At 70.8% G+C, this 22,141-nt stretch carries 21 protein-coding genes; 15 read left to right on the top strand and 6 right to left on the bottom strand.

From position 1 onward, the window contains the following. Positions 1–195: 195 nt before the first annotated feature. Genes ACIQPR_RS48000 through ACIQPR_RS47970 form a run of 7 tightly spaced genes read left to right on the top strand, consistent with a single transcriptional unit; the run spans position 196 to position 10,285 of the window. Positions 196–1,218, top strand: a complete 1,023-nt coding sequence (locus ACIQPR_RS48000; RefSeq protein ID WP_403663790.1) for an NAD-dependent epimerase/dehydratase family protein — start codon at positions 196–198, stop codon at positions 1,216–1,218. Positions 1,219–1,235: 17 nt separating this feature from the next. Next, on the top strand, positions 1,236–3,179 hold the full coding sequence (gene asnB, locus ACIQPR_RS47995; RefSeq protein WP_403663787.1) for an asparagine synthase (glutamine-hydrolyzing): 1,944 nt from the start codon (positions 1,236–1,238) through the stop codon (positions 3,177–3,179). After that, positions 3,169–4,380 carry a Moenomycin biosynthesis protein MoeGT1 gene (locus ACIQPR_RS47990; RefSeq protein ID WP_403663785.1) on the top strand — a complete coding sequence of 404 codons (1,212 nt, stop codon included), beginning with the start codon at positions 3,169–3,171 and terminating at the stop codon, positions 4,378–4,380. Before asnB ends, ACIQPR_RS47990 begins: the two co-directional genes overlap by 11 nt. After that, the gene (locus ACIQPR_RS47985) at positions 4,377–5,885 is read left to right on the top strand and encodes an asparagine synthetase B family protein (protein ID WP_403663782.1); all 1,509 of its coding nucleotides are present in this window, start codon (positions 4,377–4,379) and stop codon (positions 5,883–5,885) included. The genes ACIQPR_RS47990 and ACIQPR_RS47985 overlap by 4 nt, the downstream gene beginning before the upstream one ends. A 47-nt stretch (positions 5,886–5,932) precedes the next feature. Then, positions 5,933–7,450: a B12-binding domain-containing radical SAM protein gene (locus tag ACIQPR_RS47980; protein WP_403663779.1), complete on the top strand. Its 1,518-nt coding sequence runs from the start codon at positions 5,933–5,935 to the stop codon at positions 7,448–7,450. Further along, positions 7,440–8,705 (top strand): hypothetical protein, encoded by a 1,266-nt coding sequence (locus ACIQPR_RS47975; RefSeq protein WP_403663776.1) that lies wholly within the window; start codon positions 7,440–7,442, stop codon positions 8,703–8,705. The genes ACIQPR_RS47980 and ACIQPR_RS47975 overlap by 11 nt, the downstream gene beginning before the upstream one ends. Continuing rightward, on the top strand, positions 8,705–10,285 hold the full coding sequence (locus ACIQPR_RS47970; protein ID WP_403663773.1) for a carbamoyltransferase C-terminal domain-containing protein: 1,581 nt from the start codon (positions 8,705–8,707) through the stop codon (positions 10,283–10,285). Before ACIQPR_RS47975 ends, ACIQPR_RS47970 begins: the two co-directional genes overlap by 1 nt. Positions 10,286–10,305: 20 nt before the next feature. On the opposite strand, the gene ACIQPR_RS47965 is transcribed toward ACIQPR_RS47970, so the two are convergent. From ACIQPR_RS47965 to ACIQPR_RS47945, 5 genes are all read right to left on the bottom strand, one after another. Then, entirely contained in the window at positions 10,306–11,124 is an 819-nt protein-coding gene (locus ACIQPR_RS47965) for a class 1 isoprenoid biosynthesis enzyme (protein WP_403663770.1), read from the bottom strand. Next, on the bottom strand, positions 11,121–11,828 hold the full coding sequence (locus ACIQPR_RS47960) for a geranylgeranylglyceryl/heptaprenylglyceryl phosphate synthase (RefSeq protein WP_403663767.1): 708 nt from the start codon (positions 11,826–11,828) through the stop codon (positions 11,121–11,123). The genes ACIQPR_RS47965 and ACIQPR_RS47960 overlap by 4 nt, the downstream gene beginning before the upstream one ends. Positions 11,829–11,979: 151 nt before the next feature. Next, complete coding sequence (locus ACIQPR_RS47955) at positions 11,980–12,894, bottom strand: hypothetical protein (RefSeq protein ID WP_403663764.1); 915 nt, start codon at positions 12,892–12,894, stop codon at positions 11,980–11,982. Positions 12,895–13,215: 321 nt separating this feature from the next. After that, on the bottom strand, positions 13,216–13,878 hold the full coding sequence (locus ACIQPR_RS47950) for a hypothetical protein (RefSeq protein ID WP_403663761.1): 663 nt from the start codon (positions 13,876–13,878) through the stop codon (positions 13,216–13,218). 14 nt (positions 13,879–13,892) lie between these two features. After that, positions 13,893–14,567 carry an ABC transporter ATP-binding protein gene (locus ACIQPR_RS47945; protein WP_403663758.1) on the bottom strand — a complete coding sequence of 225 codons (675 nt, stop codon included), beginning with the start codon at positions 14,565–14,567 and terminating at the stop codon, positions 13,893–13,895. A gap of 458 nt (positions 14,568–15,025) precedes the next feature. Between ACIQPR_RS47945 and ACIQPR_RS47940 the strand changes: the two genes are divergently transcribed. The 8 genes from ACIQPR_RS47940 (at position 15,026) to ACIQPR_RS47905 (ending at position 21,094) form a co-directional block, all read left to right on the top strand. Continuing rightward, positions 15,026–16,186 (top strand): glycosyltransferase family 2 protein, encoded by a 1,161-nt coding sequence (locus tag ACIQPR_RS47940; protein WP_403663755.1) that lies wholly within the window; start codon positions 15,026–15,028, stop codon positions 16,184–16,186. A 43-nt stretch (positions 16,187–16,229) separates the two neighbouring features. Beyond that, entirely contained in the window at positions 16,230–17,048 is an 819-nt protein-coding gene (locus tag ACIQPR_RS47935) for a glycosyltransferase family 2 protein (RefSeq protein ID WP_403663752.1), read from the top strand. Between the two features lie 12 nt (positions 17,049–17,060). Continuing rightward, a complete protein-coding gene (locus ACIQPR_RS47930) occupies positions 17,061–18,509 on the top strand; it encodes a glycosyltransferase (RefSeq protein WP_403663749.1) in 1,449 nt (482 codons plus the stop codon). Between the two features lie 129 nt (positions 18,510–18,638). After that, complete coding sequence (locus ACIQPR_RS47925; RefSeq protein WP_403663746.1) at positions 18,639–19,250, top strand: hypothetical protein; 612 nt, start codon at positions 18,639–18,641, stop codon at positions 19,248–19,250. Continuing rightward, positions 19,241–19,681 carry a hypothetical protein gene (locus ACIQPR_RS47920; protein WP_403663743.1) on the top strand — a complete coding sequence of 147 codons (441 nt, stop codon included), beginning with the start codon at positions 19,241–19,243 and terminating at the stop codon, positions 19,679–19,681. The genes ACIQPR_RS47925 and ACIQPR_RS47920 overlap by 10 nt, the downstream gene beginning before the upstream one ends. A gap of 142 nt (positions 19,682–19,823) precedes the next feature. Continuing rightward, entirely contained in the window at positions 19,824–20,231 is a 408-nt protein-coding gene (locus ACIQPR_RS47915; RefSeq protein ID WP_403663740.1) for a hypothetical protein, read from the top strand. 75 nt (positions 20,232–20,306) lie between these two features. Beyond that, positions 20,307–20,693: a hypothetical protein gene (locus ACIQPR_RS47910; protein ID WP_403663737.1), complete on the top strand. Its 387-nt coding sequence runs from the start codon at positions 20,307–20,309 to the stop codon at positions 20,691–20,693. A 29-nt stretch (positions 20,694–20,722) separates the two neighbouring features. Continuing rightward, positions 20,723–21,094 (top strand): hypothetical protein, encoded by a 372-nt coding sequence (locus ACIQPR_RS47905; protein ID WP_403663734.1) that lies wholly within the window; start codon positions 20,723–20,725, stop codon positions 21,092–21,094. Between the two features lie 166 nt (positions 21,095–21,260). Here ACIQPR_RS47905 and ACIQPR_RS47900 read toward each other — a convergent pair whose 3' ends face one another. After that, positions 21,261–21,812, bottom strand: coding sequence for a hypothetical protein (locus ACIQPR_RS47900; RefSeq protein ID WP_403663813.1), 552 nt, complete (start codon positions 21,810–21,812; stop codon positions 21,261–21,263). Positions 21,813–22,141 lie beyond the last annotated feature (329 nt).

Here is a 22,141-nt window from a genome sequence, read left to right as displayed (position 1 = left end):
TTGGGTCTTCTGGGCAATTCCCCCGTGCATGCCATCGCTGCGTACCAGCACTTCTCGGCCATATACCGCCGGCTTCCGCGCACATCCGGGTCGGTCGAGTTCCCGTACCCGCAGTGCACCGAGGGCCGGAGACGGCACCAGCGCAGAGCACCGCCTTGAACGACCGGATTCCAACGGAACCAAGGGGGATTCTCAATGTCGGGTGACGCACACAACGGGGTCGTGGCCGCGGGAAAAGCAGTGGTCACCGGCGCCGCGGGTTTCATCGGCTCTCATCTCGTCGAGGCGCTGCGGCGCGCCGGCACGAACGTGGTGGGCGTCGACCGGAAAGCGAGTTGGGTCACCGGCGAAATCCCGCCGTCCGCCGAGCTGGGTTCTCTGCACCGGATCCGCGCCGACCTCGCCGCCTTCGATCTGTCGGCCTGTCTTGAAAATGCCGCCACAGTCTTTCACTTAGCCGCATTGCCGGGCGTTCGTCCGTCCTGGACACAATTCCCGGAGTATCTCCACTGCAACGTATTGGCCACCCAGCGTCTGATGGACGCCTGTGTCCGTGCCGAAGTACCCCGGGTGGTGATGGCCTCGTCCTCCAGCGTGTACGGCGGCGCGGAGGGCACGATGAGCGAGGACGACCTCCCCCGCCCGCTGTCCCCCTACGGGGTCACCAAACTCGCCGCCGAGCGCCTCGCCCTCGCCTTCGAGGCCCGCCGCGACGCCGCCCTGTCGGTGAGCGCCCTGCGGTTCTTCACCGTCTACGGCCCCGGCCAGCGCCCGGACATGTTCATCGGCCGGCTCATCCGCGCCACGCTGGAGAACAAACCGATCGAGATCTACGGCGACGGCGGCCAGATCCGCGACTTCGTCCACGTCTCGGACATCGTGCGCGCGCTCACACTCGCCGCGACGACACCGGACAGGAGCAGCAGCGTCCTGAACGTCGGCACGGGACGTGCCGTGTCGATGAACGAAGTGCTCGCACTGACCGGCGAGTTGACCGGCAGGACGCCCGACGCGCGGTACGGTCCGGCACGCATCGGCGACGTGCGGGCCACGACGGCCGACACCGGACGGGCGCTCCACCACCTCGGCTTCACCGCGCGGACGGATCTGCGCGCCGGGCTGGCCACGCAGATCGAGTGGACCAGACAGTCGCTCGCCCGGACACCGCCGCGCGAGACCGCCTCGTCGGCCGGGATGACACCCACCCGCCGGTCGTAGCCGGTATGTGCGGCTTCGTGGGATTCAGCGACCTCAGCGGTGGCCAGGAGGCCGCCCGCGCCACAGCCGGGCGGATGCTGGCCGCGGTGGCACACCGCGGCCCCGACGGCAGCAACTGGTGCCACCACCGGGGTGTGACCTTCGGCCACTGTGCCCTGACCTTCGTCGACCCCGACCGGGGCCGACAACCGTTCGTCTCCGCGAGCGGGGCCACCGCGCTCGTCCTCAACGGGGAGATCTACAACCACGAGGACCTTCGACTCGAACTGCGCGCCGCAGGAGCCAGGTTGCGCACCAGGAGCGACACCGAGGTGCTCGTGGAGCTGTACGAGCGGTACGGCATGAAGGTGCTGGACAAGGTGCGCGGCATGTATGCCTTCGTGCTGCACGACGCGCGCACCGCGACGACCGTGCTGGTCCGCGATCCGATGGGCAAGAAGCCGCTCTACTACACGCGGGTCCCCGGCGGGATCGCCTTCGCGTCCGAACTCACCGCGCTGCTGCGCCATCCAGACGCCCCGCGCACCCCGGATGTCCGGGCGCTCGCCGGCTATCTGACGCTCCAGGCGTTCTGCGCGCCCGGCTCGGCGGTGTCCGGTGTGCACAAGGTCCGCCCCGGCAGCTATCTGGAGCACTCCGACGGCGAGTTGCGCGAAGTGGAGTTCTGGCGGCCCCGGTTGACGCCGGCCGGCGCACCGGTGCCAGGCCGACGGGAGGCCGCCGCACGCTTCGAAGAGCTTTTCCGGGCCGCGGTCGCCCGCCGGGTCACCAGCACAGAGCGCCGGCTCGGGGTGCTGCTGAGCGGGGGGCTCGACTCCAGCGCGGTTGCCGCCGCGGCCCAGCAACTCTCCCCGCAACGGCCGGTGTTGACGTTCAGCGCGGAATTCGAGGAGCCCGACTTCGACGAGAGCGCCCACGCCCGCGCGGTCGCCAGGCATCTGGGCACCGAGCACCATGTCGTCCGCATCGGCGGACGTGACCTCGCCGATGTGGTGGAGTCGGAGTACGCCGGGGCGGACGAGCCCCTGGCCGACCCCTCCCTGCTGCCCACCCGCATCGTCTGCCAGGCGGCGCGCCAGCAGGTGCGCGGGGTACTGACCGGGGACGGCGCCGACGAACTGCTGCTCGGTTACCGGTACTTCCAGGCCGAGCGGGCGATCGAGCTGCTGCTGCGGCTGATGCCGGCTCCCCGGCTGGAGGCCCTGGTGCGGATCCTCGTACGCGGACTGCCGACACGGTCCGGCAACCTGCCCGTCGCCGCGGCCCTCGGCCTGCTGGCGCGCGGCCTGCGCGCGGCGCCCGAGCACCGCTTCTACCTGTCCACCGCCCCTTTCGTTCCTGCCGAACTGCCCGGCCTGCTAAGGCCGGACGCCCGTGCGGCCCTGACCGGTCACGACCCCTTCGCCGAGATCTCCCGGCTCCTGGACGGCCAGCCGGGCCTGACCGGCGTGCAACGCAGCCAACTCGCCGTCGTCACCCACTTCCTGCGCGACGTGATCCTCACCAAGACCGACCGGGGCGGCATGCGCAGCGCGCTGGAACTGCGCGCTCCCTTCCTCGACCTGGACCTCGTCGAGTACGTCAACACGCTGCCCACCGCGCTGAAACTGCGTCGATTCACCGGCAAGCACCTGCTGCGCCGGGTCGCCGCCGACTGGCTGCCGACGGACATCGTGCGGCGCACCAAGCTGGGCTTCCGGGCCCCGCTGGCCGCTCTGCTGCGCCACGAGCTGCGCCCGCTGCTGCTGGACACCCTCTCCGCGCCCGCGCTGGACCGAGGCGGGCTGTTCGGCGCACGCGCCGTACAACTGCTGGTCGACGACCACCTCAGCGGTCGCCGCGACACCTCGCGCAAGCTGTGGGCGCTCCTGACCTACCAGCTGTGGTACCAGACGCTGTCCACCCACACCCTCTCCCCCGCATGCCTCGACCTCACCGAGGAGTCCCGCCGTGCGCCCTGACCGCCCGCACATCCAGTTGTTGTCCCCCCGGACCTGGGGGGAGTTCGGCAACTACCTCGCCGCCACCCGGTTCTCCCGGGTGCTACGCGGCGCCGTCGACGCGGAAGTAACCCTGCTGGAGGCGGAACCGATCCTGCCCTGGCTGGGCGAAGCCGGTGCCGAGATCCGCACCATCTCCCTGGAGAGCCCGGACGCGACCGTGCGCACCCGCCGCTACATGGGCCTGATGGCCCGTCTCCAGGAACGTTTCCCCACCGGCTTCGAGACCGATCCCACCCCGCAGCAGATCGCCGAACTGGCCCCCCTCACCGCCCACTTGGCCACCAACGCCCCCGACGTGGTGGTCGGCACGAAGGGCTTCGTCGCACGACTGTGCGTGGCCGCCGTACGGCTGGCGGGGCTGCCCACCCGGGTGGTCAGCCATGTCACCAACCCGGGGCTCCTGCAGCTGCCGCTGCACCGCAGTCCGTATCCCGATCTGACCCTGGTCGGCTTCCCCTGGGCGAAGGAACACCTGCTCGCGCAGACGGGCGGCGCCCCGGACCGGGTGCGGGTGGTGGGACCCCTGGTCGCCCAACACGACCTGCGGGACTTCATGACCAGCGAGTCCGCCGCTCCGGCGGCCGGCCCCTGGGGCGGGGACACCGACTCCGGCCGCCCCCGTCTGATCGTCTTCTGCAACCGTGGCGGAGACGTCTATCTGGAGCTGGTGCACCACATCGCCGCCCACCACCCGGACACCGACCTGGTGTTCGTCGGCTACGACGACCCCGACCTCGCCCGCCGCGCCGCCGCCGGTGCCTCACGGCTCGCGCACTGGCGGTTCCACAGCCGGCTCACCCAGGCCGAGTACTTCGACTACATCGACCGCGCGTCCAGGTCGCCGTACGGACTCCTCGTCTCGAAGGCCGGTCCCAACACCACCCTGGAAGCCGCCTACTTCGGGATCCCCGTGCTGATGCTGGAGTCGGGGCTGCCGATGGAGCAATGGGTGCCGGGCCTGATCCACGAGCAGAACCTCGGCCGGGCGTGTGCCACACCAGAGGACCTGTTCCGTACCGTTGACGACTGGCTGACCCGCCCGTCGGCGATCGAGCTGCACAAGAAGGCCGCGATCGGTTTCGCCGAGTCCGTACTCGACCAGGACGCGGTGGCCCGCCGGATCGGCGCCGCCGTAGGGCCCCTGCTGGAGCCTCGGTGAAGCCCCGGATCAGGCTCGTCGCCACGCCCGACGGGGTCCGGGCCGAGGGCGACAAGGAAGCCCGGATCGGACACACGTTCGGCGGGGACCCCCTCGCAGAGGGGCCGCCGCCCGAAGGGATCTTCGCCGCCTGGACGTGGGACGGCGAACGCCTCCTCGCCCGCAACGACCGCTACGGCATACACCCGTTGTACTACCGCGCCGACGCCGGCTCCCTGACGCTCTCCCCCGATCCGCTCGCCCTGCTCCGACCCGGCGAGACCGCCGAACTCGACCACGACGCGCTGGCCGTCTTCATCCGGCTGGGATTCTTCCTCGGCGAGGACACCGCCTTCGCCGCGATCCGCGCGCTGGCGCCCGCCGCCACCCTGACGTGGACCCCCGACGGGCCCGAGATCCACTCGCCCGCACTCCCTGTGCCGGGCCCCGCGAACCTGTCCCGGACACAGGCAGTGGACGGCTTCGTCGAGTTGTTCCGCGCCGCCGTGGCCCGCCGACTGCCCGCGGAGTCGTACATCCTCCCGCTGAGCGGAGGCCGGGACTCCCGGCACATCCTGCTGGAGCTCTGCCGTCAGGGCGCCCCACCGAGGCTGTGCGTCAGCAGCGCGAAGTTCCCGCCCGACCCCGGCGCCGACGCCCGGGTCGCCGCCGCTCTCGCCGAACGCCTCGGCCTGCCGCACCGCACCCTCGCCCCGCCGCGCTCGGAGTTCCACGCGGAACGCGTCGCCAACCCGGCCCAGGGCATGGGCACTTTGAACGGCGCCTGGACCCTGTCCCTGCGGGCCTTCCTACGCCGCAACAGCGCCCTCTGGTACGACGGGGTCGGTGGCGGCGAACTGGTGCAGAACCCCAGCATCGAACTGATCAGGAAGAACCCGTACGACGTGACGGACCTGCCGGGGCTCGCGGACCGGCTGCTGGCCGCCGGCCGCACCGGAGCACGCGTCGAGTACCTGCTGGGCCCCCGCACCCGCACCCTGTGGAGCCGGGAACGGGCTCTCGCCCGGCTCGTGCGGGAACTGGCCCGGCACGCCGACGCCGCCTTCCCGCTCGGCTCGTTCTTCTTCTGGAACCGGACCCGGCGATCCATCGCCCTGGCCACCTTCGCCCTCGGCGACGGCAACGCGGTGATCCACACCCCCTACCTCGACCACGCCCTCGTCGACCACCTCGCCTCGGTGCCGCACCGCTTCCTGATCGACGGCACCTTCCACGACCAAGCACTGCACAAGGCGTACCCGGAGCACGCCGGGCTGGGCTTCGCCTCGGCCGTTCCGCAGCGCCACGGGCCGGTCCTGGTCGGGCACCGGCTGGCGTACCTCGCCCGGCTGCTCGGCCACACCCTGCACAACGAGCCGGACTGGTGGCACGGCCACGACCAGGTCCTGCGCCGGCTGCTCGCCGCCGGGCGCGGACCGGGAGCGCCGCAGCGCGTCAGCCGGCTCCAGCCGCTGGCCCTCTACCTGCTCCAGCTGGAGTCCCTCGCAGCCGGGAGAACCACGTGAGGCCGGACGGGAACACCGCCCGCACGATCCCAGAAGGAGGAGACATCATGCGGAAGACACTGCCCGTCATCAGTACCGGTGTGGCCACGGGGAGCACCTCGGGCGGCTGCTCGACGGCTGTCGCCGAGGCACCGGGCCGCCCCGCCCTGCCGCGCTGGCGCAAGCGGAACCTGCGGATCGCCCTGGTCCGCCACCACGACCTGTGCCTCAACACCCGCCAGATCACCCAGATACAGAAGCGGGCCGGTGTCCTGCCGCACCTGGGGCTCGGCTACATCCACACCGCCCTCAAGTCGGCCGGCTTCCACAACGTCATCCAGGTCGACACCCCCGCCCTCGGCCTGGACAGCGAGGGACTGCGCCAACTGCTCGCCGACTTCGCACCGGACCTCGTCGGCGTCAGCACCACCACCCCCGGCCTGCCCGGCGCCGTCGAGGCCTGCCAGGCCGCCAAGAGCACCGGTGCCAAAGTCATCCTCGGCGGCCCCCACACCGAGGTCTACGCGCACGAGAACCTCTTCCACGACGCGATCGACTACGTCGGCGTCGGCGAGGGCATCACGATCATGCCGGAGCTCGCCGAGGCGCTGGAACAGGGCGAGAAGCCGGAGGGCATCCGCGGTCTGGTGACCCGCGAACACGACGGCGGCGCCGCGCCGATGGTGAACCTGGAGGACGTCGGCTGGCCCTCCCGCGAGGGTCTGCCGATGAACAGCTACTACTCGATCATGGCTCCGCGCCCGTTCGCGACGATGATCTCCAGCCGGGGCTGCCCCTTCAAGTGCAGCTTCTGCTTCAAGCAGGCCGTCGACAAGAAGTCGATGTACCGCTCCCCCGAGGACGTCGTCGGCGAGATGACGGAGTTGAAGGACCGGTGGGGCGTGAAGGAGATCATGTTCTACGACGACGTGTTCACCCTGCACCGCGGCCGGGTCAGGGAGATCTGCTCGCTGATCGGCGAACAGGGCCTGAAGGTGCGCTGGGAGGCGCCGACCCGGGTGGACCTGGTGCCGGAGCCGCTGCTGAGGTCCATGGCCGGGGCGGGCTGCGTACGGCTGCGGTTCGGCATCGAACACGGCGACCCGGAGATCCTCAAACGCATGCGCAAGGAGAGCGACATCGAGAAGATCGAGGGAGCCGTCACCTCCGCGCACGAGGCGGGCATCAAGGGCTTCGGCTACTTCATCGTCGGGTGGCTCGGCGAGACCGTGGAACAGTTCCGCGCCACCATCGACCTCGCCTGCCGCATCCCGCTGGACTACGCGAGCTTCTACACCGCGACCCCGTTGCCGGGCACCCCGCTGCACACCGAGTCCGTGGCCGCGGGGCAGATACCCGCCGACTACTGGGACCGGTTCGTGCGGGGCGAGTTCGACGCGCGGATCGGCTATCTGGTGCCCGACGCCCAGCGCCGCGCCCAGACCGCCTACCGCGCGTTCTTCCTGCGCCGTTCCATGGCCCGGCCACTGCTGTCCCACATGGCCTCGACCGGCCAGTGGCGCAACACACTGGACGGTCTGCGCAGCCTGGCCCGGTCGACCTCCAACACCGACCGTGACTTCTGAGACCGCCCGCCCAGCCGCCTCCCCGCAGCCGGGTACCGCCGTCCGCCTCAACACCCCCCTGCCGGCCCACGGCCGCCGGCGGCGCGGCGAACCGTTGCTGACCCATCACGTCCGCGCCACCATGGCCCGCGGCTTTTGCCCGCCGCCGTCCTGGTCGTCACCGGTGCGCCACCTCCTGCCCGACGGACCGTCGGGCGGCACTCCCCCGCTCCACGACGCCCGGGCCGCCGCCGACGCCCTGCGCGCCGGCTCCCCGGTTCTCGCCCTCATCGCCCCGACCTACGTCTCCCGAGGCACCCTCGCCGAACAGACGGAGCGCCTCGACGCCCTGCTGGACCGCGTCGCCGAACTCACCGAGGACCGGCCGGACGCCCCCGCCGTGCTGTTCGTGGGTATGCAGTGGTCCTCGGCCCAGGAGGAGACCGAGTCCGTACGACGGCTGCGGGCGCTGCTGCTGCGAGCCCACGCCCGGTTGCCGCACCTGCCCGTGTGCGGGCTCTCGTTGCCCGGTCCCGGCAAGCCTCGCACGCTCAACGCCGCGATCGAGGTGGCCGAACTGCTCGGCTGCGCGGGCGTCGGCTGGGTCGACGACGACGTGGTCCTGGAACCGGGCTGTCTGTCACGGCTGGCGCGGGACTTCCTGACGGCCGGCTGCCGGGGCGCGGTGGGCGCCACGAAGATCCCGCACACCAAGGCGTTCGCCACCTCGCGTCTGCTGGCCCGCGCCAAGGCCATCGCGGCGCCCGCGACCAACTACCCGCACGGCTGCTGCATCCTGGTGGCCACCGACGTCCTGTCCGGCGGCCTGCCCGGCCGCTACGTCTCGGACGACGGCTACGTGTGCTTCCGGCTCCTCGATCCCGGCCTGCCCGACCCACTGGCCTGGCTGCGCCTCGTACCGGACGCCCGCTGCCACTACCACGTCGCCGGTCCCGCGGGCGAGACCCGCCGCCGGATCCGCCGGATCCTCCTCAACCACCTCGTCGACCTGGCCGATTGGCCGCTGCCCGTGGTCCGCCACTACTTCCGCCATGTGCTGTTCGCCGGTCTGTGGCCGCTGACCGGCTTCGACGCCTCTCGTGGACGGCGGCTCGGTGTCCAGAAGGCACTGGTCAAGTGGGTCTACTTCGCGTGGTTCGCGGCGGTGGGAGCGGAGCTGTACCTGCGCGGGCTGGCCGGTCGGCCGCTGCGTGCCGTCGAGTGGGCCGCGTACTCGGCCGTCCACCCCCTCACACCCGCTGACCAGGAGTACTGATGAAGGTACTGTCTCTCCACTCCGCCGGCCACGACACCGGCGTCGGCTACTTCGAGGACGGGCGGCTGGTCTTCGCCGTCGAGACCGAGCGGCTCACCCGTGTCAAGCACGACCACCGCAGCGACATCGCGCTCGAACACGTGCTGTCTCAGGAGTCCGTCGACGTCGACGGGATCGACCTGGTGGCGGTCAGCACCCCGGTCCGCAGCGCCCTGTTGCGGATCCCCGACCTGGATCGGGCGATGGAGCGGATCAACGCCGGGGCGCCCCACCACCGGACTACCTGCGACCTCCTCGGCCGGACCGTGGACTGCGTGGTCGTCACCCACGAGGTCTCGCACGCCGCCCTCGCCGCCCATTACGCAGGGCACGAGGACGGCACCGTCGTCCTGGTCAACGAGGGCCGCGGACAACTCACCCGCAGCTCCCTGTTCCGGGTCGAGCAGGACCGCCTGGAGTGGATCGCGAAGGACCCGCTGCCCTGGTACGGCAACGGCTTCGGCTGGACTGCGCTCGGTCACCTCCTGGGCTTCGGCAGGAGTCCCAGCGTCACCGGCAAGGTGATGGCGCTCGGCGGTTACGGAGCGCCGGACACCCGCATACGGGAGCAGCTGCGGGCGGTGGATCCTCGGGTGATGCACGATCTGGACCTGGCCGAGCGGGTGCGCGCCGAACTGGTGGAGCGGCCCGAGTTCGACACGGCGGCCCACGTCGTGGCCACCTTCCAGGAACTGTTCACCGAAGCCGTGCACGCCGTGCTCGACCAACACGTGACACGCACCGCCACGGGCGTGGGACCGATCGCCCTCGGCGGCGGTTGCGCCCTGAACATCGTCGCCAACTCGGCGCTGCGCGAGGCCTTCGGCCGCGACCTCGCCATCCCGCCGGCCTGCGGTGACGCGGGACACCTGGCGGGCGCCGGGATCTACGCCCTCACCTACGTCCTGGGCCAACGGCCCGAACCGCTCAGCGTGTACGCCAACGGCACCGGCGAGCCCCGCGCCGACGTCCTCGCCGCCCTGGAAACGGCAGGACTCAAGGCCGTGCCGTACGACGCCGGGTCGACTGCCCGACTGCTCGCGGACGGCGGTGTCGTGGCCCTGACGGAGGGAGCCGCCGAACTCGGGCCGCGCGCGCTCGGGCACCGCTCGCTGCTGGGCAACCCGGATGTGTCCGGCATGCGCAAGCGGATGAGTGAGGACCTCAAACAGCGGGAGTGGTACCGGCCGTTGGGCGCCGTGATGCGCGACGAGCGCTTCGCCGAGCTCTACCCGGGCAGCCGGACGTCTCCGTACATGCTCTTCGAGTACCAGCTACCGGAGGGCACCGCGCCGGAGGCCCGGCACATCAACGGGACCTGCCGGATCCAGACCCTGGGCGCCGACCAACCGCTGCTGCACGGGCTGCTCGGCGCCTTCGAGGCGCACACCGGTGTCCCGGCGCTGATCAACACGTCCCTCAACGGGCCCGGGAAGGCCATCGCGCACACCGCCGAACACGTGCTGGACGACTTCGCGCGCAGCGCGGTGGACCTGTTCGTATTCGACGACGTGATGGCCTACCGGAACGAACCCCGGTAGGCCATCACGTCGTTGGGCGGTCAGTGCAGCACGTGCAGGGGCAGCAGCCGGTCAAGTACGTCGTCGGTGTACAGGCCGACGACGGGGACCAGCCCCGAGGAGGCCGGCTGCTCCCGGACCGCGTCGAGCGCCTGCGCCCGCAGCCGCTCCAGCAGGGCCTCGACGTCCCGTGGGGGTACCGCCCCGGTGCGCATCAGATGGGCGAGGTTCCCCTCCCGCTCGCCGTTGCGGTCGTAGTCCGTCAGGTCGTCGGCGATGGTGATGATCGTGCCGAAGGCCTCGGCGAACCGCCGCGCGGGCTCGACGGACTCCTCTTGTCGGCCGCAGATCGCGGAGAGCGAGCCGTAGCAGCCCAGAAAGGTGGCGCCGTAGGTGCTGGCGTTGACGCACCACTCGTCGAGGTTCTCCGCGCGGTGGCTCTTGGTGCGTATCTGGCCGGTGCAGACCTCGGTGAAGTCGTGTTCGAGCACATCGGTCACGGCACGGGCGTCCGCGGCGAGCGCGCACATCTCGTGCAGGGCCGTCAGGTGCAGGTGCAGGCACAGACAGGCGAGTTCGACGCGGTCGAGCCCGGTGTCGTCGTCCATGAGGTCGTCGAGCAGTTTCATGGCCACGATGTCCATGGCCAGCGCCCGGGCCACCGCGATGCGCCGCCGCGGTTCGGTGACCCACTCGGTGAGGAAGTGCGGCACCCTCAGGTACAGGCGCAACGCGGCGGTATGGGCGACGAGTTCGGGCGAGCCGCCGTTGCGGGCGACGAAGTCGGTGACGTGGTCGCGATTGGCGGACTCGGTGACCAGCATGGACGTGGTGTAGGCCGCGGGCAGTGCCGCGGTCACGTCCGGTCCCCGGATATCTCGGCGAGGGTGGACCGCCAGTCGTCGTGTTCCAGCGCCCCGGCGTAGCCCACGTAGTCGGCGCCCGCCTCCAAGAACGCGGTGACGTGCTCCCGCCGGCGGACGTTGCCGCTGACGAACAGGATCTGGTCGGGATCGAGATGCCGTCGGAAGTGCCGGACCACGTCGGTGGGGACCTGTGAGTAGCGGGAGTACAGGTACACCATGTGGAAGCCGAAGCTGCGGGTGACCGCGATGTACTGGTCGATCTGCTCGGTGCCGGCGGTGGCCACCGGGACCGTGCCGAGCAGGTCCCCGGTCTTGTGGTCCTCGCCGAAGGTGAGGGCGACGGTGAGCAGAAGTTCCGGCCAGTCCTCGCGGGCGCCCCGGCCGGGCAGGTTGACCAGGGTCTCCAGGTAGCTCTTCCACACGTAGTAGTCGTCGCACGAGCCGAGCAGCGCGGGCAGGATGACGGCGTCGGCTCCCCGGGCCACCGGGAAGCCGACGCCCTTGCGCGGCGGGAAGTGCAGCAGTACCGGCAGTGAGCTGACCTGCTTGATGGCCATCACGTACGGGTCCATCCGGGACTCGAACGACTCGTAGTCGGTGCTGGCGAGGATGAGGGCGGGACAGTCGAGTTCGTCGAGCATCTTCGCCTTCTCGACGGCCTCGGCCTGCGGCACCTTGAACGGGTCGATGATGTGCACGGGTCCCCGTTCATGGTCCCGGAGCCGTCCGAGGACGGCTCCGGGACCTAACAGGGCCGGTGCGGCCGGAACTTCCGTGCCCTGGACCAACTGCGGTGACGTGTTCACCTGCGTTCCCCCTCGTTGTCCGGTCGTGGTGCGCTGCACGCCGTCATGCGGGATGCGCACGGCTCGACTCGGCCGCCACTGACGTCACGGTCACGGTGCTCGTCCTGGCCAGTGCGGCCACGACGGACGCAGTGGTGTAGAGCGCTTTCATGTCCAGGACGACGGAACCCAGCGCGGCCTTGCCACGCTGTCCGCGTTTCCAGTGCGCACGTGCATCGGGGTCGAACTCCATGGGGCCGGGCACGCGGCACCATGCGGACGGCCGCCAACTGCCTTCCTGCTCCTGGGAGTCGACCAGATAGGAGACCGCCCGGCGGACGGTGTCACGGTCCTCGGGCCTCTCGCCCGCCAGCACGGCGCGCAGGGCGAAGGCGGTGGCGAAGGCGGAGCCCTCCGGCTCCCACTCCGTGCGTACGGCACCGTCCGCGCCGATCCTTGCGGCGGCCCAGCGGGCGGCGGCCCGCGCCTCGGGGCGGTCCCCGGCCGGGGAGTCGGCGGTGAGCGCCTCGGCAGCCAGCGCGGTCGGGTACTCGCGGTCCGGCCACCAGTAGGCGGGCCACGATCCGTCCGGCCGCCGGATCTCCCGGAGTCTCGCCAACAGCCGCTCGTGCACGGGGAGATGACGCAGTCCGGCAGCGGCCGTGGTCACACACGCGTGGCTGGCGTACCAGGCGTCCCAGCGGGGGGCCACCCGGTCGAGGAACGGTGCGGCGAACTGCGGCAGGTAGCTGGAGATGCCGCCGTCCTCCTGGAGGTGCGCGGCGACGAAGCGGTATCCCTCCTCCGCGCGGGGGTCGTCCTCGGCGCCCAGCGCCTCGGCCAGTCGCAGGACCCAGGAGGTGATGTCGGCGTCGCCCGGGACCTGGGGGCCGTAGCCCCAGCCGTCGGACGGACCACGGGCCTGTCTCAGCAGTTCCCAGGCGGACTCGGCGGCCGATCGGCCGGGGCCCTGGGACAATTCCGCGAGTGAGGCCCCGACAAAGGCGGTGGCCCAGAACTGGCCTGGGCCACGGACTTCGTAGTCGTTCCACCAGCCGTCCGCGTCACGTGCGGTCCGGAGGAATTCCGTTCCCCTCGCAAGGGCTTGTTCCGCGGATTCACCGAAGAGTAATCGCTGTGCACCGTTCACGAACTCTCCTTTCTGGGGAGAGGCGACGAGCCGGGCCACCGTTCCGACACGTGAACACCGCGTCGGCAGGGCGATTGGACAACCCTACACGCGTTCGTATCGGTGAGACAGGGCCCTTTCCCCGACGTACCGCACGGAACCGCGGCCGATTCACACGAATTGCATGTGGGTCCGCTTCCGCAATCGGACCGTCATGACACCGCCGCTCGCCACGACCAGCAGCGCGGTGACCACGGCGGCATGCGTCGCGCCCGAGGCGAGGGAACCGTTGCCGGCGCCGTCGACGGCGTACGTGATGATCTCCCGGGTGGACCAGAAGGGCAGTGCCTTGGCCGCGTCCTTGGCCGGGTCGATCACCATCTGGGCGCCGATGACGGAGATCAACAGCAGGGTGCCCTCCAGGTCCCGGGGCACGGCGAGGCCGAGCAGCAGTCCGAGCGGGACCGCCACCAGGGTGGTCAGTGCCAGTTCCACGGCGACCCCTCGCGGGTTCGCCACGTTCTGGTCCACGATCACGACCACGGCGTACAGCGCGGAGATCAGCAGCCCGGCAGTGAGGAGGGCGAGCATGCGGCCGAGGTACAGATGCCGGGGCCGGAAGCCGGACAGGGTGAGCCGGGGCTCGATCTCCCGGCCGCCGACGGCCGAGAAGAGGGCGGCCGTGCTGACCGCGAACCCCACACCCAGGCTGACGAACCGGATGGCCTGGCCGGGCTGGTCGTGCCGGCCGAGGTAGAACACCAGCGGCACGAGGAGGAGCAGCCCCAGCACACCACGCCGACGCAGCAGTTCACGCAGTGTCATCTCGGCCATGCGTAGGGTCCGGATCATCGGGCCGCCTCCGGCTTCCTGGGGCTGAGGTCGAGCACATGGTCGACCTGGTCGAGCTGGTTGAGCATGTGGGTCACGACGACGATCGCCTTGCCCTGGTCGCGCCAGCCCCAGACGTTCTGCCAGAAGTCCACGTAGGACCCCCGGTCGAAGCCCTGGTAGGGCTCGTCGAGCAGCAGGACGTCCGGGTCGCCGAGCGCGGAGAGGACGACGTTCAGCTTCTGCCGCGTACCGCCCGAGAGGTCCTTGGCCAGGGTGCCGCGGGCGACCGACCAGTCGAGTCCGGCGGCGAGTTCACGCCCCCGGCGGTCGGCGTCCCGGCCGCCCATGCCCCGGCCCGTGCCGAACAGCGTGAAGTGCTCGCGCGGCGTGAGGAAGCCCATCACCCCGGCGTTCTGCGGGCAGTAGCCAAGACGTCCGGAGATGGTCACCCGGCCCTCGTCGGGGGCGAGCAGTCCGGCACAGATCTTGAGCATGCTGGACTTGCCGGCTCCGTTGCTGCCCACGATCGCCGCGACCTCGCCCGCGCGTACGGCGAGGTCCACGCCGTTCAGGACGCGGCGGCGGCCGTAGCTCTTCACGATCCCCTGCGCGTGCAGCAGGACGTCCCGCCCGGACGCCGGCCCGGACCACTCCCCCAACTGCTGTTCCGCACGTGCGGAATACCTCATGTGTCGCACCTTCCTTCCGCCGCCCGCGACGAATGGCGCGGAATACCGTGGCGTCAGCCTGCCACAGACGGGCGGGCCGACCACACGCACCGCCGACCGACGGAGTGGAATGGAATAGTCCGGCCGTCTGTTTTCAGCCGTTTCCCGGATGTAGTCCGAGAAGAACTCCGCATGGCGACGGTGCAATTCAGCCAGACCACCGCCCGATTCCCGCCCGCTTGTCCGGCGGATTCACCGAACCGGTACAGACGGAACGTCGACATCCCGGCCATCGACTCGAAATAGAACCGCCGCCTTGTGATCACTTCGCGACGCCGGTTAGAGTACGCCGCGTCAAAATCGGGACAGTCCACACATTGCGCGGCAGGCGTCTCGACAGCGAATTCCCCTTCGTCCGCGGGTATCCGACGGAGGCCAGGAACGGGTGGTGCACGGGTCGGGCCAGCGAAGGGACACGCATGCTCGGGGGCACCGGAAGCGGACGCACATGGTGGCAGCGCGCCGTGGCCCGCGGCTTCGACCCTCCGCCCCCACCGCACACTCCGGTGACGCTGGTCAGGTCGGGAGAGATCCAGCTCGATCCGGCGAACCTGGAGACCGCACTGCCCGCGGGGGGACTGGGAGTGCTGCTGCCCACGTATGTGGCGCGCTGCGGCCTGACGGCCCATCAGACCGCGCTCCGTCATCTCCTCGACGCCCTCGCCGACGTACGCCAAGCCCGTCCCGGACTGCCGCTGACGGTCTGGCTGGGCATGCAGTACGGCCCAGGCGAGCAGGCAGAGGCCCTCGACCGGCTCCGCGCGCTGACCGGGGCCGGGCAACCCGACGTACCCGTCATCGGGTTCGCGCTGCCCGGCCGGGGGAAGATCCGCACGGTCAACACGGCGTTCCAACTGTCCCGGCGGCTCGGGCACACCGGCTGGCTGTGGACCGACGACGATGTCGAGTTCGGCCCCGGCTGTCTCGCCCGGCTCGTCGACCGCTTCCACGAACGCGGCTGCACCGGTGCGGTCGGCGCCCACATGGTCGCGCTGCCCCGCGCGACGGCCGCCGCGCGGACGATGGACCGGGTCTCCGGCATCACCGTGCCACCCGGCGCCTACCCTGCGGCGGCCTGCATGCTCGTCGCGGGCGACGTCGTCGCCGACGGCATCCCTGTCCGCCGGCTCGCCGACGACGGCCATGTGCTCTTCGAACTCCTCGACCCCGACGCGGCCGATCCGCTGCACGACCTCGAAGTACTGCCGGACGCCAGGGGCGCCTTCTACCGGGTCTCCGGGACCTACGACACCCTGCGCCGACTGCGCCGTTCCCTCTACAGCCATGTGACCTGCGCGGCCGACTACCCGTGGCCGACCGCGCGGACGTACCTCACCGGCACGCTGTTCCACGGCCTGTGGCCGCTCACCGCCTGGGACAACAGCGGCGGCCCCGTCCGGGGACTGAAGCGGTGGACCGTCAAGGCCGTACACCTGACGTGGTTCTGCTGCGTCGCCGCGGGTCTCGCTGCCCGCGGCGCGACGGGCCGTCCGCTGCGGCACGTGCCGTGGGGCGACGACGGCGACTTCATGAGCCCGGCCGCCGAGGCACGGCCGGCGGCGGCACACACCGGACGCTGACACGGGACGGCCGCCCGCTGCGGCGGCCCGGAAGGGAGACGCCGTGCGGACATCGGCCCACAAGGAGGCGGCGGTCACCGTCATCCTGCCGCACTACGACTGCGCGGACTACCTGGGCATCGCGGCGGCCTCGGTCCTCGCCCAGGACCGGCCCGACCTGCGCCTGGTCGTGGTCGACGACTGCTCCCCCGACGACACGTGGACGGCCGCGCTGCGTCCGTACGCCGGCGACCCGCGGCTGACCGTCCTGCGCACCTCCGAGAACGTCGGCCATCTGCGCATCAAGAACAAGGTCCTGCAGGACGCGGACACCCCCTACATCGCCTTCCAGGACGCCGACGACATCAGTCTGCCGGGCCGCCTGCGCCATCAACTCGCCCTGCTGGAACGGAACAAGGCCGACCTCGTGGGCTGTGCCTACGAGTACATCAACGCCGCGGGCCACAGCACGGGCCACCGCCGGATGCCCCGCAACGGCAACCTGTGGATGCGTCTGGGCCGTTCGACGGTGGTGCTGCACCCGTCGTCCGTCGTACGCCGTGAGGTGCTGGAACGGCTCGGCGGCTTCGACGGCACGGTCCGGCTGGGGGCGGACACCGACTTCCACCTCCGGGCGGCCCGGCTGTACCGGTTGCGCAGTGTGCGCCGTGTCCTCTACCGCTACCGCATCTGGCCGCAGTCGCTGACCCAGGCTCCCGGGACGGGCTTCGGATCCGCCGAACGCCTCTCCTACACACAGGCCATGAACGCCCAGGAGCGCCGCCGCCGGAACGCGACGACCCGCGAGGAACTGCTGCCCCTGCTGGTCGCGCCGCCCAACGACATCGACTTCACGCTGGACCCGGTCGCGGTGGGCGGGTGACGGGTGGCGAACGTGGAAGCGCCCCTGCCCGGAATCGGTGTGATCGTCGCGGCACCCGAGGGCGAATGGGAACCCGCGGTGGACAGCCTGTCGCGCCAGTCCGTGCCGCCCGCCGCGATCACGGTGGTCACCCCGGCGGCCCCACCGCCGGATCCACGGCCGCACTTCGTTCCCTGCACGCCCGAGACCGCCGCCGAGGCCTGCATCGAGGCCGCGCGCGCCCTCCGGACTCCCTACGTCGCCTTCCTCCACGGCCGTGACGAGGCCGTCCCGGACTGGCTGCGCCACCTGGCCCGCGCGGCCCACGACGATGTCGGCCTTGTCCAGTGCGGCACCCTCCGGCTGCGGGCGGACGCCTTGGTCGAGGGCATCGCCCTGGCGCCCGGTCTCGACGGCACCGCCTACGCCGTACGACGCGATCTGCTGGGTACGAGCGGGCGTACGGCCACGCGGGTCACCGTGCCGCGACTGCTGGTGCGACGCAGGAGCGACGACAGCCCCGCCACCGTGTCCGCCACCCGGGCCGCGGGTGCCGCCCTTGTACGGGACACACACCTCACCGCCCGCGTCGACGCGCCCTCCGTGGACACGCCCGGACGCGGACGCGCCCCGGACCTCGTCTCCGTCGTCATCCCCGTCCGCAACGGCGCGCTCACGCTCCCGGCACAGTTGCGCGCCCTGGCGTCCCAGACCCGCACCGCCCCGTGGGAGGTCCTCGTCGTCGACAACGGATCGACCGACGCGACCCGCGAGGTGGCCGAGAAGGCGCGCCCCGACCTGCCCAACCTCCGGATCGTCGACGCCCACGAGCGCCCCGGCGAGAGCTACGCCCGCAACCGCGGAATCGCCGCCGCCCACGGCGACTTCATCGCCTTCTGCGACGCGGACGACGTCGCCGACCCCGGCTGGCTCGCCGCGCTGGTCGAGGCGGCCCCGGACGCCGACCTGATCGGCGGCAGCCTGGACAGCAGCGTGCTCAGCCCCATGTACTCAGACGAGCAGCCGGTGCCGATGACCGAGCAGACGGACTTTCTGCCCTTCGCGCGAGGTGCCAACTGCGCCGCCTGGAAAGACGTGTTGACGACGATCGGCGGCTGGGACGAGAACTACCGGGGCGGCGGCGAGGACATGGACCTGTCCTGGCGGGCCCACCTCTGCGGCTACCGGGTCGGCTACGCACACGACGCCCGCATGCACTACCGGCTGCGCACCGAACTCACCGCCCTGGCCCGGCAGAAGTGGAACTACGGCAGGTCCGGCGCCCGCCTGTACGCCGCCTACCACCACGCCGGCTTCGAGCGCCGCGACACTCGGACGGTCCTCACGAACTGGTCCTGGCTCCTCCTGCACACCCCCGACCTCGCCCGCTCCCCGACCCTGCGCCGCCGCTGGATCCGCTACGGCGCCCGCCTCTCCGGCTTCCTGGTCGGCAGCGCGGAGCGGGGCGTCAGATACCTGTGACATCCAGCGCACACCAACTCGCCCTTGCGGCAAGGGAGATGATGGTGACCATGGCGCTGTCGACGGAGTTCGCAGCGCTCCTCGGAGGGCAACACCCGCACGCATCGGCACCGATGGGCGGATCGGCCGGTGACACGCCGACCGCAGCCGCCTCCCATGGTGGCCGGGCTCGAACTGCTGGGCAGCGGCGACGGGGAACGCTGCCGGCCGCCCCGCGAGTTGGCCATCGTCTCCGAACACACCACGAAACTGGCTTCTTTGACGCGGTTACCGGCGCCCTCGGTACCGCCTGAGCGGACGCTGGTGCGAGAAGCCCGAGAAGCCACTGAGCACAGCGGTTACCTCGACGCGCTGGCCACCTCGCCGCGCAGCCGCGGCGCCGCACCCCGCATGGGCGACATCCACGTACCGGTGCGGGCCAAGCCCGGGCACGGCGCCGAGACGCACGGCACCCGGTGCGTACCGGTGGAACCGGCAGCCCTCGCGCGCGGCGCGCACATCGTCGGCGGAACGGGCACCGGGAAGTCGAGCCTGCTGCGGGCGGTCGCCCGGGACGTGGCTGAACAGCGGCACGCGCCGGCCCTGCGGCCCGGCCGCACCAGCAAGAACCCGTTGACGAGCGCCTTCAAGAAGCCGCCATTCCCCGCACGCAAGTACCTCGTCCTGGTGGACGCGGTCGACGAGGTACACGACGGCCAGCAGCGCGATCCGCTGGAGGACACGCTGGCCAAGTGCCGCTGACGCTGGACGACCTGATCGACAGAATGCTGGACCGCGAACGCACCGCCTCCTCCCGGGCCGGGTGGAGCGAGCTGGTCCGGGCCCATCTCTACGGCTCGGGGCTGCTCGCCCCGGACGCGCCCGACGAACAGCCCTTCTCCCACAAGCTGTTGGACGCGCATTTCGCGGCCAGCCACTGGACTGGCCGGCATCCGAGGCCGGCCGAGAAGGACGTCCGGGAGATCGCCGAGAACCGTATGAAGAGTCATGTAGCGGACCACGCCCTGTTCTGCGCGAACACCTGGTCCGGCATACGCCCGCACTCCCGAGCGGTTCACACGCCGACCCAAACCATCTCGTTTGACCTGACAGCTTCCGCGGAGTCGTCCGACCGTCCGGCGAACTCCCTGTTGAGTGACACTGTTCGGGACGCGGTTCGACTCCCGAGGTAAAAGAACAAGCTCACCATGGGCGCAGCAGGTCGCGAAGATGCTGGGCGAGCCTTTCGAACGTGGTCGAAAGGTGTGACCGGAATGCGGCGACCACCCCAGACTCGGACGAACGGACTCAGCCTGTGAAACCGAGGGGGAGCACATGCGCAAGGACAACCGGCCGGGCAGGGACACGAAGGCCAGGAGGGTGGGCGCCCTGTTGGCAGCCACAGCGCTCACCCTGGGAGTCGCGGTGGCGACCGCGCCCTCTGCAGCTGCCGCCAGCCCGTGTTGGAACGACGGCTCCAAGTGGTGGTGCAACAACGTCTCCGGCGCGCGGGTGTACGGCACGGTCGGGAACAACCACATCTACCCGGACCCGAACACCGTCGTCGGCTACATGTACTCCAACCCGAGCTGGTTCTACTGCAAGGAGGACAACCAGGCGTGGGTGGGCGGCCCGCACTCCACACGCTGGGAGATGACGGTCGCCGACAACGGCCGGCTCGGCTTCATGAAGGACACGGCGATCTCCAGCGAGACGGACCCGCTCCCCGACTGCATCCAGTGATCGGTGACGGCCGCGCTGCACCACCGGCCGCTTTTCCATGGTCCACTTCTGCAACGCACCCTGGAGCCACTTCACATGCGTACACGGAAGACCCTCGCTGCCCTGTTCAGTGCCACGGCGCTGGCGCTGGGGCTCGGTACCACCACCGCGCCCAGCGCCTCGGCGGCAGCCGGCTGCTGGTACAGCGCCGGCCACTGGTGGTGCAACAACCGCGTGGGTGCGCCGGTCTACGGCTACAAGGACCTCGCCCGCTCCTACCCCGACTCCAGCCGCATCGTCGGGTACATGTACTCCAACCCCAGCTGGTTCGACTGCCGCTACGACGGCGGTCTGCCCGAGGAATATGTGGGCGGACCACACCCCTACCGCTGGGAGTGGACCGAGGCCGACAACGGTCAGTGGGGCTGGATGAAGGACACCGCCGTCAGCAGCGAGACCAACACGCTGCCGGCCTGCTGGTAGACGGCCACCCACAACACACGGGGAGAGAGATGAAGTTCGGCAGGCGTGCCCTGACGGCACTGGCGACCGCCGCGTTCTCCGCCGCCCTCACAGTGGCGGCGGCGCCGTCCTCGTCCGCGGCCTCCGGCTGCTGGTACTCCGGCGGCGAGTGGTGGTGCAACAACGTGCGGGGAGCCGCCGTGTACGAGCCCTCGGAGACCAACGGATATCCGCACGCCGATGTCGTCGTCGGGTACATGTACTCCAATCCGAGCTGGTTCCGCTGCCGCCGCGACGACGGCCCCTACGTCGGCGGACCGCACCCGAACCGGTGGGTGTTCACCGAAGCCGACAACGGGGAGTGGGGCTACATGAAGGACACGTCCATCTCCAGCGAGACGGACCCGCTGCCCGTGTGCTGACGATGGCGCCGACGCGACCACCCCGACCCGTAACCGCGATGCCGGTGGTTGCGGGTCCGTGGGCTCAGCAGACGAGGGCGTCGGGCAGTCTGTTGTCCGGGTCGTTGATGTAGATGTCGGTGATGTAGCCGCCGTGCAGGGGGAGATAGGCCCACCAGTCGTTCGCCTACTGCCCGACGATGACCTCCTCGCCCTGCTTCTGACAGCCGATCAGCGCGTCGGCCCCGGCGGGCAACCGGGTGAGCGCCTGCGAGCTGGTGGTCGTTTCGGCGCGCACCTGGACGTGGAAGCCCCACGTGCCGGAGCGCGGAACGGCGCCGGGGACGTTCAGTGAACGTACCAGCGTGTCGAGGGCGCTGTACGCGGCGCCGAACGGGGTGCCCTGCGGGTGCAGGGTGAAGACGGCGACGATCGAACGGTCACCCGCGCCCACGGTTCCCGTGGTGTGCAGTGCGGGCCGGGCGAGGTCGAACCTCGCGCCGGGTGCGGTCGTGATCCGTCGGCCGGCAGCCGAGGCCGTCGTGCCGGCGCAGTCGCCGCTCTCGCCGAAGCCGGACCGGCCCTGCTTGATCGCCCACGGCTGCTGGAACGAGGCCGGGATGCCGAACCACTGGTCGAAACCGTCGACGCCGCACCGGGTGGAGGCGTGGAGGCCACCCATGACAATGTCCCGCAGGGCGCCGGGTGCGCTGTCCAGGATCGAGCGGTAGATCCGCACGGTGTCGCCCGCCGACAGAGCCCTCCGGCTTCACCCACGAGGTGGTGTTCCGCCGGTGCCCTGGCTGCCAGGAGCACAACTCGTGCGCGGGAAGGACTTCGTCCGCGTCGTCTGCGGCAGCGATTTGCCGGAGTTGTGGAACGTGGATCCCACCGAGTGACGGCCGAGGGTCACAACCACTCGTGAATGCTCGCGAGGAGGACGGTCGCTTCGTAGCGGACCGCGAGTTTGTCGTATCGCGTGGGTGCGCCACGAGGCGCCATGGAATCGAGTGAGGTGAGAGACCTTCACCACCGGGTTGTCGTAGCAATCCGGTTGAAGCTGGGGGC

Source organism: Streptomyces sp. NPDC091280 (genome assembly GCF_044768565.1).
Taxonomy (GTDB): Bacteria; Actinomycetota; Actinomycetes; order Streptomycetales; family Streptomycetaceae; genus Streptomyces.
This window is presented reverse-complemented; position numbering and strand designations above follow the sequence as displayed.

Bases quoted from the DNA above. Each gene is read 5' to 3' on its own strand.
- ACIQPR_RS47970 (WP_403663773.1), top strand. From the start codon at position 8,705: ATGAAGGTACTGTCTCTCCACTCCGCCGGCCACGACACCGGCGTCGGC.
- ACIQPR_RS48000 (WP_403663790.1), top strand. From the start codon at position 196: ATGTCGGGTGACGCACACAACGGGGTCGTGGCCGCGGGAAAAGCAGTG.
- ACIQPR_RS47945 (WP_403663758.1), bottom strand. From the start codon at position 14,567: ATGAGGTATTCCGCACGTGCGGAACAGCAGTTGGGGGAGTGGTCCGGG.
- ACIQPR_RS47980 (WP_403663779.1), top strand. From the start codon at position 5,933: ATGCGGAAGACACTGCCCGTCATCAGTACCGGTGTGGCCACGGGGAGC.
- ACIQPR_RS47905 (WP_403663734.1), top strand. From the start codon at position 20,723: ATGAAGTTCGGCAGGCGTGCCCTGACGGCACTGGCGACCGCCGCGTTC.
- ACIQPR_RS47910 (WP_403663737.1), top strand. From the start codon at position 20,307: ATGCGTACACGGAAGACCCTCGCTGCCCTGTTCAGTGCCACGGCGCTG.
- ACIQPR_RS47915 (WP_403663740.1), top strand. From the start codon at position 19,824: ATGCGCAAGGACAACCGGCCGGGCAGGGACACGAAGGCCAGGAGGGTG.
- ACIQPR_RS47950 (WP_403663761.1), bottom strand. From the start codon at position 13,878: ATGGCCGAGATGACACTGCGTGAACTGCTGCGTCGGCGTGGTGTGCTG.
- ACIQPR_RS47940 (WP_403663755.1), top strand. From the start codon at position 15,026: ATGCTCGGGGGCACCGGAAGCGGACGCACATGGTGGCAGCGCGCCGTG.